General features: G+C 37.9%; 14 protein-coding genes. All 14 read left to right on the top strand.

Features of this window, described 5'->3' with window-relative positions; all coding sequences use genetic code 11:
• The 14 genes from B2745_RS15440 to B2745_RS15375 all read left to right on the top strand — a co-directional run bounded on the left by B2745_RS15440 (position 1) and on the right by B2745_RS15375 (position 19824).
• Complete coding sequence (locus B2745_RS15440) at positions 1 to 1398, top strand: glycoside hydrolase family 140 protein (RefSeq protein ID WP_304068487.1); 1398 nt, start codon at positions 1 to 3, stop codon at positions 1396 to 1398.
• Positions 1399 to 1480: 82 nt separating this feature from the next.
• Entirely contained in the window at positions 1481 to 2464 is a 984-nt protein-coding gene (locus tag B2745_RS15435) for a glycoside hydrolase family 43 protein (RefSeq protein ID WP_304068484.1), read from the top strand.
• A gap of 1 nt (position 2465) precedes the next feature.
• Positions 2466 to 4310 (top strand): six-hairpin glycosidase, encoded by a 1845-nt coding sequence (locus B2745_RS15430; protein ID WP_304068482.1) that lies wholly within the window; start codon positions 2466 to 2468, stop codon positions 4308 to 4310.
• A 2-nt stretch (positions 4311 to 4312) separates the two neighbouring features.
• Positions 4313 to 7087 (top strand): glycoside hydrolase family 2 protein, encoded by a 2775-nt coding sequence (locus tag B2745_RS15425; RefSeq protein ID WP_304068480.1) that lies wholly within the window; start codon positions 4313 to 4315, stop codon positions 7085 to 7087.
• On the top strand, positions 7087 to 9843 hold the full coding sequence (locus tag B2745_RS15420) for an alpha-L-rhamnosidase (RefSeq protein WP_304068477.1): 2757 nt from the start codon (positions 7087 to 7089) through the stop codon (positions 9841 to 9843). Before B2745_RS15425 ends, B2745_RS15420 begins: the two co-directional genes overlap by 1 nt.
• A gap of 1 nt (position 9844) precedes the next feature.
• Positions 9845 to 10483: a DUF3826 domain-containing protein gene (locus B2745_RS15415; RefSeq protein ID WP_304068474.1), complete on the top strand. Its 639-nt coding sequence runs from the start codon at positions 9845 to 9847 to the stop codon at positions 10481 to 10483.
• A gap of 4 nt (positions 10484 to 10487) precedes the next feature.
• A complete protein-coding gene (locus tag B2745_RS15410; protein ID WP_304068472.1) occupies positions 10488 to 11624 on the top strand; it encodes a sialidase family protein in 1137 nt (378 codons plus the stop codon).
• Between the two features lie 14 nt (positions 11625 to 11638).
• Entirely contained in the window at positions 11639 to 12781 is a 1143-nt protein-coding gene (locus B2745_RS15405) for an iron-containing alcohol dehydrogenase (RefSeq protein ID WP_304068470.1), read from the top strand.
• A 3-nt stretch (positions 12782 to 12784) separates the two neighbouring features.
• The gene (locus B2745_RS15400; protein ID WP_304068467.1) at positions 12785 to 13726 is read left to right on the top strand and encodes a dihydrodipicolinate synthase family protein; all 942 of its coding nucleotides are present in this window, start codon (positions 12785 to 12787) and stop codon (positions 13724 to 13726) included.
• Positions 13716 to 14762: a 4-hydroxythreonine-4-phosphate dehydrogenase PdxA gene (pdxA, locus tag B2745_RS15395; protein ID WP_304068463.1), complete on the top strand. Its 1047-nt coding sequence runs from the start codon at positions 13716 to 13718 to the stop codon at positions 14760 to 14762. Before B2745_RS15400 ends, pdxA begins: the two co-directional genes overlap by 11 nt.
• 15 nt (positions 14763 to 14777) lie before the next feature.
• Positions 14778 to 15929, top strand: a complete 1152-nt coding sequence (locus B2745_RS15390) for a four-carbon acid sugar kinase family protein (RefSeq protein ID WP_304068460.1) — start codon at positions 14778 to 14780, stop codon at positions 15927 to 15929.
• A 27-nt stretch (positions 15930 to 15956) separates the two neighbouring features.
• Positions 15957 to 17540 (top strand): sodium:solute symporter, encoded by a 1584-nt coding sequence (locus B2745_RS15385; RefSeq protein WP_304068457.1) that lies wholly within the window; start codon positions 15957 to 15959, stop codon positions 17538 to 17540.
• 7 nt (positions 17541 to 17547) lie between these two features.
• On the top strand, positions 17548 to 18921 hold the full coding sequence (locus B2745_RS15380) for a DUF4974 domain-containing protein (RefSeq protein WP_304068454.1): 1374 nt from the start codon (positions 17548 to 17550) through the stop codon (positions 18919 to 18921).
• A gap of 15 nt (positions 18922 to 18936) precedes the next feature.
• Entirely contained in the window at positions 18937 to 19824 is an 888-nt protein-coding gene (locus B2745_RS15375; RefSeq protein ID WP_304068451.1) for a sugar phosphate isomerase/epimerase family protein, read from the top strand.
• The last annotated feature ends 498 nt before the right edge of the window (positions 19825 to 20322 follow it).

Here is a 20322-nt window from a genome sequence, read left to right as displayed (position 1 = left end):
ATGAAGAAAATCATAAATATTGTTTTTTTGATAGCATTGGCATTTACAGCCTGTAAAACTACTGAAGAATATCATGGTGTGCAGCTGCTTAAGGTATCTGAAAACAAAAGGTATTTAATGACAGAAGATGGTAAACCTTTCTTTTGGTTAGGAGATACGGGTTGGTTATTATTCAATAAACTAAACAGGGCAGAGGCAGAAACTTATCTGGAAGACCGTAAGCAAAAAGGTTTTAATGTGGTGCAGGCAATGGTTTTGCATACCGTTCCGTCTGTAAATACTTATGGAGATTCTTCTTTGGTAAATGCTAATGTAGCTACACCAGATACAACTGCTGGTAACAATCCTCAAGATTCTTTAGCTTATGATTATTGGGATCATTTAGATTTTATTATTGATAAAGCAAACGAAAAAGGAATTTATATGGCTCTAGTTCCTGTTTGGGGTACCAATGTGAAAGATGGAAAAGTGAGTGTTGCACAAGCAGAACAATACGCCAAATTTTTAGCTCAGCGATATAAAAACTATAACAACATCATTTGGTTAAACGGCGGCGATATTAAAGGCAGCGATTCTTTAGCCGTTTGGAAGAAAATAGGAGAAACCTTAAGAGCTTATGATGATAGACATTTAATCACATTTCATCCAAGAGGAAGAACAGCTTCATCTGATTGGTTCCATAAGGAGAGCTGGTTAGATTTTAATATGGTGCAATCTGGCCATAGAAGGTATGATCAAGATACATCTAAGAACGAAGTAAAACATTACGGCGAAGACAATTGGAAGTTTATGGAAGCCGATTTAAAATTAAGTCCGCTTAAACCTACCATCGATGGTGAACCTTCTTATGAGGGTATCCCGCAAGGTTTACACGATACTTTAGAGCCACGTTGGACAGATGCTGATGTTCGCCGATATGGCTACTGGTCGGTTTTTGCTGGTGCTTTTGGCTATACTTATGGTCATAACTCTGTAATGCAAATGCATCAAAAGACAGATTCTACAAGCGCTTATGGTTCAAAAGAATTATGGAATCAGGCTATTCATGCACCTGGAGCTAAGCAAATGGTTCATCTTAAAAATTTAATGCTTTCTAAACCTTATTTCAACCGTATTCCAGACCAAAGTCTAATTGCAGAAAACGGAGAAAAATATAACCGATTGATAGCTACCAGAGCAGATGATTACGCCATGATTTATACCTATACCGGTAGAAATATGAAAATCAATATGGGTAAAATAAAAGGTGATGAGGTGAAAGTCTCTTGGTTTAACCCACGCGATGGTAAATACAAAGAAGAAGCTCAAGTAGAAAATAAAGGCGTAAAAGAGTTTAACCCTCCGGGGGATGAAAAAGCAGGTAATGATTGGGTGTTGGTTTTAGAGATTATAAAGTAGAAAGTATAAAAGTACAGAGTAGAAAGTACAAAGTGTAAAGAACTAGGTAAAGAGAGCAATAGATAGTTGATAAAAATAAACCATGCAAAGAATTAACCATATAAGGAAATTAGACAGGCAACCATGGAAGTCCCTCTCCTTCGGAGAGGGATTTAGGGTGAGGCTTTTATTCCTCCTACTTTTACTTTTTTCTTCTTGCAGCTCAGAGGTTTATATGTTTTCTTCCTTTCATGAGCCTGCAACAGATGGTTTACGTTTGCTTTACAGTAAAGATGCCTACCATTGGGAAGATTTAAATCAGGTTTTCTTAAAACCAGAAATCGGGTCGCAGAAAGTAATGAGAGACCCCTCAATTGTACAAGGTCCGGATGGTATCTATCATTTAGTTTGGACAAGCAGTTGGAAAGGCGATAAAGGTTTTGGTTATGCCAGTTCTAAAGATTTAGTGACTTGGTCGGAACAGCAATTTATTCCAGTTATGCAACACGAGGAAACTACGGTAAATGTTTGGGCACCAGAGTTATTTTATGATGATGAGGAAAAGCAGTTTATCATCATCTGGGCTTCTACTATCCCTTACCGTTTTGAAAAAGGAGTAGAAGAGGAGCAAAACAACCACCGGATGTACTACACTACCACCAAAGATTTTAAAACTTTTACACCAACAAAATTATTTATAGACCCTGGTTTTAGTGTCATAGATGCTGTCATTGTAAAAAGAGCTCAACAAGATTATGTTTTGGTTTTGAAAGATAACACACGCCCAAACAGAAACATGAAAGTGGCTTTTGCAAAGCATCCTTTAGGGCCTTATAACCAAGTATCTGATGCTTTTACACCTTATTTAACAGAAGGCCCATCGGTAGTAAAAGCAGGAAACAACTGGCTAATTTATTATGACTCTTACGGAGCTAAAAAATATTCAGCAGTAAGCACACAAGATTTCAAAAGCTTTAAAAACATCGATACTGAAATTAAAATGCCAGAGGGGCACAAACACGGGACTATTTTTAAAGCCAAAGCAAAACATCTAAAGGCCATCATCAAAAAAGCCGAAAAGAATTAATATGAAAATCATCCAAACCTGTATAGCCGTAGCATTAAGCACTTCTAGTCTGCTAGCCCAGCAAGACACAGTGAAATATATTGGAAAAACACTTTCTAATGTAGATTATCATCATGGGCAGTTAAGTCCGGCGGTGGGTGTACACAACATACAAGTGATGCGAGCAAATAGAACGCATCTAGAATATAATGCGGGCCATAATTTTACTTACAACCACCAACCCATGTTGGCTTATTGGAATAATACTTTCTTTTTGCAGTATTTAAGTAACCCAGTGGGCGAGCATATTGCAGAAGGTAAAACCCTATTGCAAACCTCAAAAGATGGCTACCAATGGTCGGCACCAGTAATAGTTTTTCCACCATACAAAGTACCTGACGGTTTTACTAAACCCAATCATCCCGGTAAGGCAAAAGATTTGTATGCCATTATGCACCAACGCATGGGCTTTTATGTAAGTACGAGTAACAGATTGTTGGTTTTAGGTTATTATGGTGTGGCTTTAGATGCCAAAGACGACCCTAATGATGGTAATGGTATTGGCCGGGTAGTACGTGAAGTTTATAAAGATGGTACTTACGGACCTATCCATTTCATCCGTTTTAACACTTCTTTCAATACCAAATTAGCGCAATATCCTTTCTACACTAAAAGCAAAGACAAAGGCTTTGTTGCTGCTTGTAACGAGTTACTTTCTAAGCCTTTAATGATGCAGCAATGGTCAGAAGAAGCAGATAGAAACGACCCGCTAGTACCTTATAAAAGAGCTATCAAAGCTTTTAGCTATTATACCTTGCCCGATGGCAGAATTGCTGGTTTTTGGAAACATGCTTTAACCAGTATCAGTAACAATGGCGGTAAAAGTTGGCTATATGATGCTTTAAGAGCACCAGGTTTTGTAAATAGTAATGCTAAAATATGGGGACAAAAAACATCAGACGGTAAGTATGCTACGGTTTACAATCCATCAGAATACCGTTGGCCTTTAGCTGTATCTGTAAGTAATGATGGCTTAAATTATCACAATTTGTTATTGGTTAATGGCGAGATATCGCCCATGCGTTACGGCGGTAATTATAAATCTTATGGGCCGCAATATGTGAGAGGTATTTTAGAAGGTAACGGCATCCCGGCAGATAAAAATATGTGGGTAGGCTACAGCATGAATAAAGAAGATATGTGGGTAGCTAAAATCCCAGTTCCGGTTAAAGATAAAGTTGAAACGCCTGTAAATGATGTTTTTGCAGATTTAAAAACTGGCGAGGAACTAAAGGAGTGGAATATTTATAGTCCAATTTGGGCTTCTGCAAAAATAGAGCAAGCACCTAACGGTAAAAAAGCTTTGGCTTTACGCGATAAAGATTTGTACGATTATGCTAAGGTAGAAAGAGTTATTCCTTCGGCAGAGCAAGTTTCTATAGAGTTTTCTTTTACTGCGGCTCAGGCTGATAAAGGCTTACTACACATAGAATTACTAGACCAAAAAGGTATTGCCGCAACACGCATTATTATTGATGCTGATGGTGAGCTAAAATCTAAAGCAGGTTATCGCAACAGCGGAATTGCTAAGTACGAGGCTGGTAAAACCTATACTTTAAGATTAGATGTAAATACTAAAACCCGTTCTTACAAGCTGTTTTTAAACGGACAAGACAAGGGGACTAAGCTGTTTTTTGCTCCGGTAGCAGAAATTAGTAGGGTAGCTTTTAGAACAGGTGAAGTTCGCCGTTTCCCGGATGCAGATACACCAACCGATCAGGATTATGATTTAAAAAATCCGGGAGATCCTGTAGCAGAAGCCATTTATTTTATTCATTCTTTAAAAACATCAGCGCTAAGCAAATAATCATGTTCAAGAGCCTAAACATATACATTACAATTTTTCTGTTTTTGATAACGGCTCGTTTAGCTGCGCAACAAACAGAAAAGATGATGCTTTCTGGAACTGGTTTTGGAGATACCAAAAATTGGGATTTTTTCTGTACTGATGGTGCAAACTCGGGCAAATGGACAAGCATTGCCGTACCTTCAAATTGGGAGTTACAAGGCTTTGGTAAATACAACTATGGCTTTAATAAAGAGGTAAACAAGGGTAAAGAAAAGGGACTTTATAAATACAGTTTCACAGTTGCCGATACTTGGAAGAACAAGAAAATCAATTTGGTTTTTGATGGGGTGATGACCGATGCTGAAGTTAAAATCAACGGAAAAGTAGCAGGAGAGATACATCAAGGTTCTTTTTACCAGTTTAAATATGATGTTACCGAGCTTATCAAGTTTCAAGAAAGCAATGTATTAGAAGTAACGGTAAGTAAGCATTCGACAAATAAATCTATAAATGCCGCAGAACGCGAGGCTGATTATTGGATTTTTGGGGGCATTTTTAGACCTGTTTTCTTAGAAGCTTTACCAAAACAGCATATTCAACAAGTTTCTATAGACGCTAAAGCCGATGGTTCTTTTTCGGCTAAACTTTTACATCAAGGCGAAGCCCAAAAACTGGTTTTAGAAGTTTTTGATCAATCAGGTGAAAAATTAGGCAAACATCAGCAAAGTTTATCAGGTAACTCAAACTTGATTAAAACTACTTTTAAAGCGCCTAAATTATGGTCGGCCGAGTTTCCAAACCTTTACAAAGCTGTTTTTTCTTTATATGATGGGTCAAAACTGGTTCATCAAATCAGTAAAAATATTGGTTTTCGTACGGTAGAGCTAAGAGAGCGTGATGGCGTTTATATCAATGGTGTAAAAATTAAGTTTAAAGGTGTAAATCATCATTCTTTTTGGCCAGAATCTGGCAGAACAACCAGTAAAACCATCAGCATCAATGATGTAAAACTCATCAAAGAAATGAATATGAATGCCATCAGGATGGCACATTATCCGCCTGATAGTCATTTACTTGAAGCTTGCGATTCTTTGGGTTTATATGTGATGAATGAATTAGCAGGTTGGCATGGGCATTATGATACCCCAACAGGTACCAAACTGCTGAAAGAGATGTTCGCTAGAGATGAAAATCATCCATCTATTATTTTCTGGGCAAACGGTAATGAAGGTGGTCATAATACCGATTTAGATGCTTTATTTACCCAATTAGATATTCAAAAAAGGCCTGTTATACATCCTTGGGAAATTTACGGAGGTTTTGAAACCACGCATTACCGCGAATATAATTATGGTATTGGCAATTACGACCAAGGTAGAAATATTGTGATGCCAACCGAGTTTTTACATGGTATGTTTGATGGTGGGCATGGTGCTGGCTTAGAAGATTACTGGAAAGCCATGTGGAGCAATCCATTATCGGCAGGGGGCTTTTTATGGGATTTTGCCGACCAAGGCGTAGTACGTACAGATAAAAATGGAATATTAGATACTGATGGTAACCACGGTGCCGATGGTATTGTTGGTCCGCATCACGAAAAAGAAGGTAGCTTTTACGCTATTAAAGAAATATGGTCGCCTGTTTTTATAGAGCGAAGAGAAATCACACCTGCTTTTGATGGCAAATTAACGGTAGAAAACCGTTACCATATTACCAATCTCAACCAATGTAGTTTCAGTTTCAAATTAAGCCGATTGGCGACACAAGGTGAAAATACTATTAAAACTGGTAAAATTGAAGCTCCCAACCTAAAACCTTTAGAAAAAGGCTTGCTTCAAATGCTTTTGCCAACAGATTGGAACACTTTTGATGTTTTATATGTAACAGCTAAAGACGTTTACGGACAAGAAATTTTTACTTGGAGTTTCCCTATCACTAGGCCAGAAAATACTTTAAAAGCGGCCTTAGCCAATTTATCAAAAAATAAAGTAGAAGTTCAAGAAAACGCAAACGCTTTTATCTTAAAAGTTGCCGATTTACAGCTCAGCATCAATAAAACAACAGGGATTTTAGAACAGGTACAAAATCAAAAAGGAATCATTCCTTTTAATAATGGACCTTTTATTCAAGAGGGGGCTACCAATTTCAAAAACTTTAGCTTAAAGCAAGACGGCGATAACATCATCATCTCTTCATCATTTGATAAAAAGGAAAGCTTTAATACTTTGCAGTGGACAATCTACCCATCTGGAATGGTGAAAATGCAGGTTAAATATTTCCCTGAGAGCTATTTCACCAAATATGTAGGTGTTAATTTCTCTTTTCCAGAGGAACAAATAAAAGGAGTAGAGTTTATGGGTTTTGGTCCTTACCGCGTTTGGAAAAACCGAATGAAAGGTAATCAATTCGGTATTTGGAAAAAAGACTATAATGATAACTCAACCGGAGAAATTCCTTTTGAATATCCTGAGTTTAAAGGCTATTACGCCAATATGTACTGGTGTAAATTCATCACCAAAAAGCAAAGCTTTAAAGTTTATACAGATAAAGAAGACATCTTTTTAAGGTTGTTTACGCCTAAAAAACAGAAAGATACGACATGGGAAAATATGCAAATGACTTTCCCTTCCGGGGATATTTCTTTCATGAATGGTATTGCCGCCATAGGAACTAAAACCCAAAAACCAGAAACTACTGGCCCCATGGGGATGAAACATATTTATTATGATTTCGAGAAAGAGCCTAAAAGAGCTTTGGATATGACCTTATATTTTGACTTTACAGGTAAAAATTAATGATGAAAAAGAGCCTGTTAACACATAAGATTTTTATAGTAACGCTGTTATGTTTATGTACAGCTCAGCTAGCTTTTGCGCAAATTATTGTACAAAAGCTTAAATGCGAGTCTTTAGAAAACCCAACAGCTATAGACCATACACAGCCTCGCTTAAGCTGGCAAATTGTTAGTCAGCAAAGAGGGGTTATGCAAACTGCTTGGCAAGTTTTAGTAGCTTCTTCTCCTGATAAATTAACAGAAAAAGATGCCGATTTATGGAACTCTGGTAAAATAAATTCTAGCGAGTCTTTACATCAAAAATATGCTGGTAAAGCTTTAAAAGCTAGAGAAAAGTGTTTTTGGAAAGTTAAAGTTTGGACAAATAAAGGCGAAAGTGCTTGGAGTGAAGCTGCTAACTGGACTATTGGTTTACTATATTATAAAGCTTGGAATGGCCGCTGGATAGGTTTCGACCGTCATTTTCCATGGGATAATGAAGAGGAACAGAGACTATCCGCTCGTTATTTACGCAAAGAGTTTGAGGTAAAAAAGCAAATCAAATCGGCTACAGCCTACATCATGGGCTTAGGTTTGTATGAGTTTTATGTAAACGGACAAAAAATTGGCAATCAGGTTTTAGCGCCTGCACCAACAGATTATCAGGAAAATATCCAATACAATGCTTTTGATATTACTTCCAACATCAAACAAGGTAAACAGGCTATCGGTATAATTTTAGGTAATGGCAGGTATTATGCCATGCGTCAGGCTAAGCCTTACAAGGTAAAAACTTTCGGTTTTCCTAAGTTATTGATGCAGATCCATGTGCAGTATACTGATGGTACATCAGAAATTATTAAAACAGATGAAAGTTGGAAAGGTACTGCAAACGGCCCATTACTAGCCAATAACGAGTATGATGGTGAGGTTTACGATGCCAGAAAAGAATTGATAGGCTGGGCACAACCTGGTTTTAATGATCAAGAATGGCTTAAAGCCGAGTATGTGCAAGAACCAGGCGGTAAGTTTGAAGCTCAGAAAATAGCACCAATGAAGGTGATGCAAGATATTTATCCGGTTAGCATCACACCAAAAGGTAATGGCAAGTATCTGATAGATTTTGGACAGAATTTTTCTGGCTGGATGAAAATAAGTGTACAAGGTACAATTGGTGATACCATTAAAATGCGTTTTGCAGAATCTTTACAAAGTAACGGTGAACTATTTACAACCAACTTACGTGATGCTAAAGTAACGGATACCTATATTTTAAATGGAAAAGGTACAGAAGTTTGGGAGCCTAAATTTGTTTATCATGGTTTCCGTTATGCGGAGGTAACAGGTTTTAAAGGTCAGCCAAATAAAGAAAGCTTTGTAGGTAGGTTTGTTTATGATGATATGGCTACAGCAGGAACTTTTCAATCCTCAAACGCTTTACTAAATCAGATTTATAAAAATTCTTGGTGGGGTATAGCCTCTAATTATAAAGGAATGCCGGTTGATTGTCCGCAACGTAATGAGCGCCAGCCTTGGTTGGGCGACCGTACCGTGGGTGCTTACGGCGAGAGCTTTTTATTTGACAATGCTACATTTTACGCTAAATGGTTAGATGATATCAGATACGCACAAAAAGAAGATGGTGCCATACCAGATGTTGCCCCTGCCTTTTGGAGATATTATAGCGATAACGTGAGCTGGCCAGCAACTTTAACCTTGGTTACCGAGATGCTTTACCGCCAAACGGGCGATGTTAAAGTGTTAGAACAAAATTATCCGGCTATTAAAAAGTGGCTTTCTTATATGAAAGATCGTTATATGAACGATAAAGGTATCATCACCAAAGATAGCTATGGCGATTGGTGCGAGCCGCCTGTAACTGCAGAAGATGGTCGTGGCGTAAATGCTGATCAAAAACACCCAAGTGCCTTAATTTCTACGGCTTATTATTATCATTTGCTTACCATCATGACGAAGTTTAGTGTCTTAACTGGCAACGCTCAGGATAGCTTGTATTTTGTGCAAGAGGCCGCAAAGATGAAAAAAGCCTTTAATCAGGAATTTTATAAAAACGGTTATTACGGCGCTAATAAGTTAACCGATAATCTTTTACCACTTGCTTTTGGTATAGCCGATGGCAAACAAAGAGAGCAAGTTATTGCTCAGGTAGTAGATATCATCGAAAATAAAAACAAAGGACACTTAAGTACTGGCGTGGTGGGTACGCAATGGCTGATGCGTACGCTAACTCAAATCGGAAGAAATGATTTAGCTTATAAAATAGCAACCAATACCACTTATCCATCTTGGGGATATATGCTAAAAAATGGTGCTACCACCATTTGGGAGCTATGGAACGGCAATACCGCTGCACCAAAAATGAACTCGCAAAACCATGTGATGATGCTGGGCGATTTGCTCATCTGGTATTATGAAAGTTTAGCAGGTATCAGCGCTGATACGCAACAAACAGGTTTCAAAAAAATCATCATGAAACCCGAAGAAATCAATGGGTTAAACTGGGTAGATGCAAGTTACCAATCACCTTATGGCGAGGTTAAAAGCAATTGGAAGAAAGAAAAATCAGCATTTAGCTGGCAAATAACAATTCCTGCAAATAGCAGTGCTTGGGTTTACATCCCTGTAAAGGATAAACAACAAGTAAAAGAAGGAAATCAGAAAATTACCGATTCAGAAAATATCAAATACATCAAAACAGAAGGTGGCAGAGCTATATACGAAGTGCTTTCTGGTAGTTATCATTTTAAAGTGAATTAATATGAAAAGTCTTAAGTATATCATCCTATTATGTTTAGCGCTACCACTTATGGTAATGGCTCAATCAGAGCAAGAGCAAAAAGCAGCCGAGTGGGTTTCTAGTTTAAATTTAAATGATGCTGCCAAAGAAAATCGTATAAAAGCGGTTATTGCAAAGCATCTTACAGCGGTAAGAGATTGGCATAATAGTCACCCAGCAAGTACAGTTCCAGCCGGGATAAATCCTGTAACAGGCGAAAAATTAAGCGAATTACATCGTCAAATTATTGCCGATTCTGCCATGCCTGATAGTGTACATAAAAACTTGATGACAGGTTTAAGAGCCGATTTATCTACAGAGCAAGTAAACGCAATTTTAGATAAATACACCATCGGTAAAGTTGATTTTACCATGAAAGGTTATAAAGCCATTGTACCAAATATGACGGCTACGGAAGAAGCATTTATCCAAAAAAATCTGGAAGAAGCCCGCGAAATGGCTGTTGATTATAAAAGCATGAAGCAGATATCGGCCATTTTTGAGATTTATAAAAACAAATGCGAACAGTATCTAAACAACAATGGCAGAAACTGGCGCCAAATGTATAAAGACTATGTAAATGCCCAAAAAGCAAAGAAACAAGCAGAAGCAAAAAAGTAAAACCATGTTAAAAAGATATATCATCATCCTATTTGTATGCTTTGGAGTTACAAAGCTAAATGCGCAAGAAGCAAAATGGCGTAAAGGCATTTTAGTAGATGAATTTATTTACGATAAAGCGCCTTTTCCATCATGCCACTCGGCCACTTTAGCAGAAACTCCAGAAGGCTTGGTTTATGCTTTTTTTGGTGGTACCAGAGAGCGCCATCCCGATGTAGAAATATATGTAAGCAGACAGGTAAATGGTAAATGGACAGCTCCAGTATCTGCGGCAGATGGCGTACAGCCAGATGGCAAAAGACTACCAACTTGGAATCCTGTATTGTATCAAATTCCGGGTGGCGATTTATTGTTGTTTTATAAAGTTGGCCCCAAACCATCAGAATGGTGGGGGATGTTAAAAAGCTCAAAAGATCATGGTAAAACATGGTCTGCAGCGCAAAAACTGCCCGATGGTTATATCGGCCCAGTAAAAAACAAACCTGTTTTATTAAGCAACGGAAATTTATTTGCTGCCAGCAGTACAGAAGGCAAAGGTTGGAAAGTCCATTTTGAAGTAAGTGCTGATTTTGGTAAAACGTGGAGAAAAATTGGTCCGCTAGATGCCGGGAAAGATAGTTTAAATGTGATACAGCCAAGTATTCTAGATCATGGCAATGGCAAACTTCAAATTTTAGCTAGAACAAGAAATAGGGCTTTAGCAGAAGCTTGGTCTTACGATAATGGCGAAACATGGACAGCCTTAGCAAAAACCAATTTGCCAAATAACAATTCAGGAACCGATGCAGTAACCCTAAAAAATGGTCAGCATGTTTTGGTTTATAACCATGTTTTGCCTCCTGGCGATTTAGCAAAAGGCCCGAGAACGCCTTTAAATGTATCGGTATCTAAGGATGGTAAAAACTGGAAAGCAGCACTCATTTTAGAGGATTCGCCTATCAGCCAATATTCTTATCCAGCCGTTATCCAAACCAAAGATGGTCTTTTACATTTTGCTTACACCTGGCGAAGAGAAAAAATGAAACATGTGGTGGTAGATCCATCAAAACTAAAATTAAAGAAAATAAAAAACGGACAGTGGCCGGCACTTAAAGGCTATGAAGCACCTGTTTTAAAAGAAACTAAACCAGAAGAAGAATAAATAACAATTATTAAATGCAGTTATTAAACGTACATTTCCCGGGTAAATTGGTTTTCGGAAATGGCTCATTACAACAGTTAACCAAAGAAATTTTACAACTTTCTTGTAAAAGAGTATTGCTATTAACGATAGAGCCACTGTTAAATACGTTAACAGATTTGAAAGCGCAATTAGAGCAATCAGGAGTAGTTATTAAGATAGATACCAGTATTATCCAGGAACCTACTTTTCAAGATTTTAAAAACTTGCTGGCATCATGTAAAGATTTTAATGCCGATGTAGTTTTAGGAATTGGTGGGGGTAGCGTTTTAGATATCGCCAAATTAATAGCTGCACAACTAGACAATACCCAAACTTTAGAAGAGATTGTAGGCATAGGCTTACTCAAAGGCAGAAGTATAAAATTGATTTGTGTACCAGCAACCTCAGGTACTGGAAGCGAAGTTTCTCCAAACGCTATTTTGGTGGATGATGAAGGTCAGAAAAAAGGCATCATCAGTCCGTTTTTAGTGCCCGATATGGTTTATGTGGATCCATTATTAACCATCAGCGTACCAGCAAGTATTACGGCAGCAACAGGTTTAGATGCTTTAACCCATTGCCTAGAAGCCTTTACCAATAAGTTTGCTCAGCCTTTTATAGATATGTATGCCTTTGAAGGGATGCGCTTAATAGCAGCCTATTTGGTAGATGCTGTAAAAGACGGGGAAAACAAAACAGCCAGAGAACAAGTTGCTATGGGAAGTTTACTAGGCGGCTTCTGCTTAGGCCCAGTAAACACAGCAGGTGTGCATGCACTTTCCTATCCTTTAGGCAGCATGTTTCATTTGCCTCATGGGCTTTCCAACGCACTTTTATTGCCTTATGTGATGGAATTTAACTACCCAGCAGCAGTTAAAAAATATGCGCAGGTGGCACAAGCTTTAGGTTGCGAAAACAAAGAAAATGATGAAGAAATGGCGCTCGCCGGAATTGCAAAAATCAAAGCGCTGATAGCGGCTTGTGGTATTCCGGCTAAGCTTAGCGATTTAAACATACCCAAACATAAAATTACCGAAATGGCAAAAGACGCCATGCAAATACAACGATTATTAAAAAACAATCCTAGAGAGATCACCCTTCAGGATGCTATATCCATTTATACAGCAGCTTATTAACACATGAATACAGAAAAGAAATTTCAAGGAACTATTGTTCCGGTTGTAGCGCCACTAGCGCATGATTATAAGCTGGATAAGGAGGCTGTAGAAAGGATTTTTTCTCACCTGTATAAAAGCAATGCTTCGCCTTTTATACTAGGTACTACAGGTGAATCTGCTTCTTTGCCGCAATCTTTCAAAGAAGATTATATAAAAACAGCAGCAAAAATCAGAACTAAAGATGTAAAGCTGTATGCGGGTATATCATCTAACATCGTAGAAGACTCTATAGAGTTTGCAAAATTATGTTTTGATGAAGGTGTAGATGCGGTAGCGGCAACTTTGCCAACTTATTATCATCTGTCTGAAGATCAAATGAAACGCTATTTTTTAGAGCTAGCAGATGGTATACCCGGGCCTTTAATTGTATATAATATCCCGGCAACCACACACATGTCTATTCCGCTTTCGCTGATGGATGAACTTAGTCAACACCCTAGTATTGTTGGTGCTAAAGATTCTGAACGTAGTGAAAAAAGGTTAGACGAGTGTTTAAACCTTTGGAAAAACCGATCAGATTTTAGTTATTTTTTAGGTTGGGCAGCAAAATCTGCTCATGCGCTTATCAACGGTGCTGACGGTTTGGTACCAAGTACCGGAAATATAGCTCCATCTATTTATTCAGCAATGTTTCAAGCAGTCCTTCAAAAAGATTACAATTTGGCTTTTCATTATCAAATCCAGTCTGACAGATTAGGTCATTTATACCAGCATGACCGTTCTTTGGGCGAGTCTTTATGGGCTTTAAAAGTTTTGATGAATGAACTGGGCTTATGCGAAAGTACCATGATGCCTCCACTTAGTGGTTTATCTTTAACAGAAGAGAACGAGCTGAGAAAAGGTTTTCACGAATTAATTAAAAGAGAAAAAATAACCCTGAATTTATTAAGCCATGCCTCATAAACCAATTATCGGAATTACCATGGGCGACCCTGCCAGTATTGGGCCAGAAATTGCCGTTAAAGCGCTTCTTGATTTTAAAATATACGATTATTGCCGCCCTTTATTAGTTGGTGACGCTGCAGTTTTTAAGCATATCATTAAAAAATTAGGTTTAATGGCACAAATTAATCCTATACAAAACGTGGCCGATGCCCGTTTTGAAATGGGAAAGCTTGATGTTTTTGACCTTCAGAATGTAGATTTAGAAAAGCTAGAATTTGGAGCTATCTCTGCTATGGCAGGTGAAGCATCTTTTCAGGCAGTTAAGAAAGTCATAGAATTGGCTTTAGCAGGGGCTATTGATGCCACCGTAACTGGGCCTATCAATAAAAAATCCATCAACGAGGCTGGTCATCATTACGCTGGCCATACAGAAATTTATGCCGATTTAACTCAGACCAAAAAATACGCAATGCTTTTGGTAGAAGATAACATGAAGGTAATTCATGTTTCTACCCATGTTTCTTTAAGACAGGCTTGCGATTTGGTTAAAAAAGAAAGAATTATTGAAGTTGTAGAGCTTTTATATCAGGGCTTAATCTCTTTGGGCGAAAAGAATTTAAAAATCGGTATAGCAGGCTTAAATCCGCATGCTGGTGATTCTGGTTTATTTGGTACCGAGGATGATGAGGAAATTTTACCAGCCGTACAACAAGCTTTAGCCTTAGGTTATGATGTAGAAGGTCCAGTACCTGCAGATACTTTATTTTCTAAAGCTGCAACAGGCTTTTATGGCGGTATTGTAGCTATGTATCATGATCAAGGACATATTCCGTTTAAACTTTCTGGCTTCAAATGGAATCCGCTTAAAAAGCAAATGGATAGCGTTAAAGGTGTAAATATCACCATGGGTTTACCTATCATCAGAACTTCTGTAGACCATGGTACAGCCTTTGAAATTGCCGGTAAAGGTATTGCTAGTGCAGATGCCATGACTTTAGCTATAAACTCTGCTGTACAATTAGCAGCATACAGAAAAGCAGAAGTTCAATCCTAAAGCATTTTATATTTTATGATAGCCGTTATTGCAGATGATTTAACAGGAGCAGCAGAAATTGGTGGTATTGCGCTAAGGTATAACCTCACGGTAGAGGTGGTTTCTGATTTGCAATTTGCCAAAAAAGCCGATGTTGTTGTGGTAAATGCCAATACCCGTTCTTTAGCAGAAGAACAAGCCCGAGCGATTATCAAAACCACCTTTACAGCATTAAGAAAGTTAAATCCACAGCTGATTTTTAAAAAAATAGATTCTGTTTTGCGTGGTCATGTATTGGCTGAAATAGAAGAGCAAATGCTGGCTTTAGGCATGCGAAAAGCTTTGATATTAGCTGCTAATCCATCTTTAGGTAGAACCATCAAAAACGGTGAATACTGGATAGAAGGGAAGCTTATACACGAAACAGGCTTTGCGCATGATCCAGAATATCCTGCTAAGAGCGCTTCTGTTAAAGATTTATTAAGGGTAACATCATCAGTTTTTCCGGTTCATATTCAACAGCATGAAAATGATTTCGCAGCTATAGGAATAACCATAGGCGATATAGAAATTTTAGAGGATTTTAATCATTGGCTAAAACATACTCATCATGATGTGGCTTTAGCGGGCTCATCTGCATTTTTTAACGCTTTATTAGCACAACGTTTCACCAATTTATCGGTCAATAGAAAAGAGCGTTTAATGCTTAAAAGCCCTATCATTTATGTTTGCGGTAGTAAATTTGATAAGAGCATCAACTTAGTGAAACAAGCACAGCAACAAGAAGTGGTAAGTTATATGCCTGCTGCTTTAGCTCATGATGTTAAAAATCAGGATAGTTTATTAATGCAATGGCAGCAAGAGATTATCCAGATTTTACAATCAAAAGCTAAGGTTATTATTGCTGTAAATACTTTAGAACAAGAACAAGAAGCCAAGCCAGAAATTATCAAAAGCTACATGGCAGAGGTTTTAAATCTGGTATTACAAGAAGTTAAGGTTAAAGAATTGGTGATAGAAGGTGGTGCTACAGCATCGGCAATTTTAGATAAATTAAAGATTAACCGCCTGCTGATGGTTCAAGAAATTGCTCAAGGTTTAACCAGAAGTATGGCGAAAGATCAAAAAATAAATATTACTTTAAAGCCTGGTAGTTATACCTGGACAAAAAATATATGGAAGTTCTAAACTTCTCATAGCAACTAACCAATTACAATGACTAAACCCGTTCTAGGAATAATTGATTATAGTATCATTATTGCCGTTTTATTAATTACCCTCTATTTTGGTTTGCGTTATGCCAGAAACCAAAAAACTACCGAGGCTTATTTCTCTGCCAAAGGTAGGGTGCCATCTTGGGCCATTGGGATGTCTTTATTAGCGACTTTAATTAGTAGTGTTACCTTTTTGGGTTATCCTGGCGAGGGTTTTTCTAACAACTGGATATTATTGGTGCAAGGCTTAATGGTGCCCATTGTTTTGCTTGGTACCATTTGGTTTATTGTTCCTTTATATCGTAAAGTCATTGGTTTAAGTACTTATGAGTATTTCGAGAAGCGTTTTGGCTCTTTTGCTCGCTATTACAGCTCTATAGCCTTTGTTTTAAGGCAGTTTTCTGGTATGGGGACGGTATTTTACCTATTAGCAGTAGCACTCTCTAGCATGACAGGTTTCAATACCTTTTGGGTAATTATGGTAGTGGGGGTAATCATTATCGTAGTTAATTTATTGGGTGGTATAGAAGCTGTTATTTGGTTAGATGTTTTCCAAGGGTTTATGCTTTTTGCTAGTGGTATATTGGTTTTATTGGTGATAATCTTCTCTGTTAACGGTGGTTTATCTACCATTTGGGAGGTTGCATCTGCAAACGGAAGAACAGGATTTGGTCCTTATGATATAGATTTTACCCGACTTACCTTTATCGTGATGGCTATTAACGGGATGTTTTATGCTATCCAAAAATACGGTACAGACCAAACCGTTATCCAAAGATATTTAACCGCCAGGTCAGATAAATCTGCCATCAGAGCATCTTTATTAGGGATTTTGTTAACCGTACCCGTTTGGTCTTTATTTATGTTTATCGGTACTGCTTTATTTGTTTATTATCAACAGCAAAGCCTTCCGGCAGATGTAAATGCCAATAGCGTATTCCCATATTTCATCATGACCGAGCTGCCTAGCGGTATTGTAGGTTTTATTTTAGCCGCCATGATTTCTGCTGCTATTTGTAGCTTAAGTGCCGATTTAAACTCTTTGGCAGCCGTTGGTATCGAGGATTATTATAAGAAAATTCGTCCGGGTAAAATAGATAACGAATACTTATTAGCTAGTCGATGGATGGTAGCTTTATCTGGTTTTATAGCCATAGGTATTGGCGCTATTTACATCAATGTAGGTGGAGAAGGCGTTTTAGGCATCATCTTTACCTTATACGCTATTTTCTCTGGTGGTATCGTAGGGATATTTTTACTCGGTGTATTCTCTGCCCGGGCAAATAGGCAAGGGGTAAATATTGCTATCATCGTTTGTATCATTTTCACGTCCTACGCTTTTTTAACTTCTACCAAAATTGGTTTGGGCGAGGAGAAGTTCTTATTGCTAGATATGGGCGATTATAACTTTACTCATGATAAATTAATGCTGGGTGTTTACAGCCATCTCATTGTGATAGGCGTTGGTTACTTAGCCAGCTTGTTTTTTCCTAAACCAACACTAGACCGTAATTTGCTTTACAGCGGATGGATTGCCGGAAGAAGAGAAGAGAAAGCACAAAACTTAGCCAATAAAAATCAATAAGTTCATCATGAAAAAGATTCTTTTTATACTTCTTGTAGTTTGTCAGGCGCTGTATGCGCAACAAGACAGCGATAATCAATACAAAAAGCCTTTAAAAGAGGTGATTACAGGAATAGAAAGACGCTTTGATGTTAAGATTAAATACAGCGAAAACCAAGTTGCAGATAAATGGCTAAGCTATGCCGATTGGCGCTTTAGACCTAGCTTAGAGGAAACTTTAGACAATATTTTTAAACCGCTCGACTTAAAACTCAACAAAGAAAAAGACAAAGTTTATAAGCTTAAGGAGTACGAGTATTACCGTTGGGAAGTGCAAGACGGTTGGGATAATTTAGATAGATTGGCTGCTTTGTATAGCGATAAAAAATCTTGGGAAATCCGCAGAGATTCTATTCGCCCACAACTTTACAAAGCACTTAAACTGTCTCCTTTGCCAGCATTGCCTTCAAGCAAGCCTATTCTTACACCAAAAAGAGTGATGGATGGATACACCGTAGAAAACATCGCTTTAGAAATTATGCCCGGTTTATATGTTAATGGTTCAATCTATAAGCCATTGAAAATGAAGGGTAAAGTGCCGGTTATTTTAAGTCCTGATGGACATTGGTTTGATCATCGTTTCAGAGCAGATTGCCAAATCCGCTGCGCTATGATAGCCAAAATGGGAGCCATCACCATAAGTTATGACTTATTTGGTTGGGGCGAGTCGGGTTTGCAATTTAAGTATGAAGACCATCGTAAAAGTCTTGCTCAAACGATACAAACTCTAGGCGCTATCAGATTACTAGATTATTTATTGAGTTTAAAAGAAGCTGATAAAACCCGTGTAGGCATTTGCGGAGGGTCTGGCGGCGGTAGCCAAACTGTATTAATGGCCGCTATGGATCCAAGAATAAATTTAAGCATCCCGGTAGTGTCTTTATCATCTTATTTTTATGGAGGTTGCCCTTGCGAAAGCGGTATGCCTGTACACCTTTGCGGCGGAGGAACTAACAACGTAGAATTAGCTGCTATCACGGCGCCAAACCCTCAACTGGTTATCTCTGATGGTGGAGACTGGACAGCCCATTTTCCACAGCATGATTATCCTTACCTCAAAAAAATGTATGCCTATTATGGCAAAGCGTCGCAAATACAAAACGTTCATTTACCAGAAGATAAACACGATTTTGGCTTCTCTAAGCGCAAAGCCGTTTACGATTTTTTAATCGCTCAGTTTAAACTAGATGCCAAAGCTGTTCAAGATAAAAATGGTCATTATGATGAGTCTGGCTGTACCATAGAGAAAAAAGAAGCCCTATATGTTTTTGGCGATAAAGGCGAAAATCTTCCTAAAAACGCCATCATGGGTTACGAGCAATTAGAAAAAATGTTCAAATAATTTAGCTAAAATAGCATGTCTCATCGTCGTCAGTTTATTGGTCAATTAGGAATTTTAGCCACTGCAGCTTGTATTCCACAAAGGCTTTTGGCTTTCGCCGATGTACCTAAACAGCGTTATAAAATAGCCGTTATAGATTTGATGATTCTCAAGCGTCAGAAAATCTCTGCTTTTCAACTCGCCAAAGATATTGGCGCTGATGGTCTAGAGCTAGATATGGGAGGATTAGGCAACCAAGAAACTTTTGATAATAAACTCGCAGATGAAGCTACCAGAGCAGCTTTCTTAGCAAAAGCTAAAGAGCTGCAATTAGAAATTTGCTCATTAGCCATGACAGGTTTTTACGCACAATCCTTTGCTACCAGACCAACCTATCAAAAAATGCTTCAAGATTGTATTGATACCATGAAAGCGATGCAGGTGAAAGTAGCATTTCTTCCTTTAGGCGTTCAAGGCGATTTAGTTAAAAACCCCGAGCTAAGACCCGCTATTGTAGAGCGATTAAAAGTTGCAGGCACTATGGCCAAAAAAGCTAGCGTTATCATCGGTATAGAAACCTCTTTAAGTGCTATAGAAGAGAAAAAATTGTTGAAAGAGATAGGCTCTAAACATATCCAAATCTATTTTAATTTCTCTAATCCCTTAAAAGCCGGTAGAGATTTGATAACTGAATTAAAAATCTTGGGTAAAAAGCGTATTTGCCAAATCCATTGTACAGATGAAGATGGCGTATGGCTACAAGATAATAAGCGTTTAGATATGTTTAAAGTTAAAGAAACTTTAGACGCCATGGGTTGGAAAGGCTGGTTGGTCATAGAACGCTCCCGCGATGCCCGTTTTCCTACCAAAGTAATGGATAATTTTTCTGCTAATACCGCTTTTATGAAAAAGGTTTTTCAGTGAATAGGGTAGAAAGTTATAAGTATAAAGTGCAGAGTAGAAAGACTTAAAAATTTAAAAATCAAAAGTAAAAATTAAAAAGCTCCTAAAGAGCGAATGTTTAGGAACTCCCAATCCTATTAAACAAAACTTACTGAAGAACGAAAGACGGCCTATGAAGATTTGGCAGGAAAGACCCATAAATCTTTTGCATATTCAAAATTATAAAGTAAAAAGATTTGAAAAGCGGATATTTAGAAATTTCCTTTAATCATTAAATAATATTCTCCGAAGAACGAAAGACGGCCTATGAAGATTTGGACGTGAAGTCAAATAAATCTTTTGTAGAAACTTTCATAAAAACACTATCGGGGAAACAATCCGAGGGGTGTTGTAAAAACCTTCATTAAGTAAAACCATTCACACCACTCAGGATTGTGGATAAAGATTTATTTAGACGAAACTACAAATATTCATCAGCCTTGATTTTTGTTTCTTTTCATCAAGGAAAAGAAAGAAGCC

Source organism: Pedobacter glucosidilyticus, from assembly GCF_002483235.1.
Classification (GTDB): Bacteria; Bacteroidota; Bacteroidia; order Sphingobacteriales; family Sphingobacteriaceae; genus Pseudopedobacter; species Pseudopedobacter glucosidilyticum_B.
The sequence above is the reverse complement of the archived record's forward strand: the minus strand, read 5'-3'. Positions and strand labels throughout refer to the sequence as shown.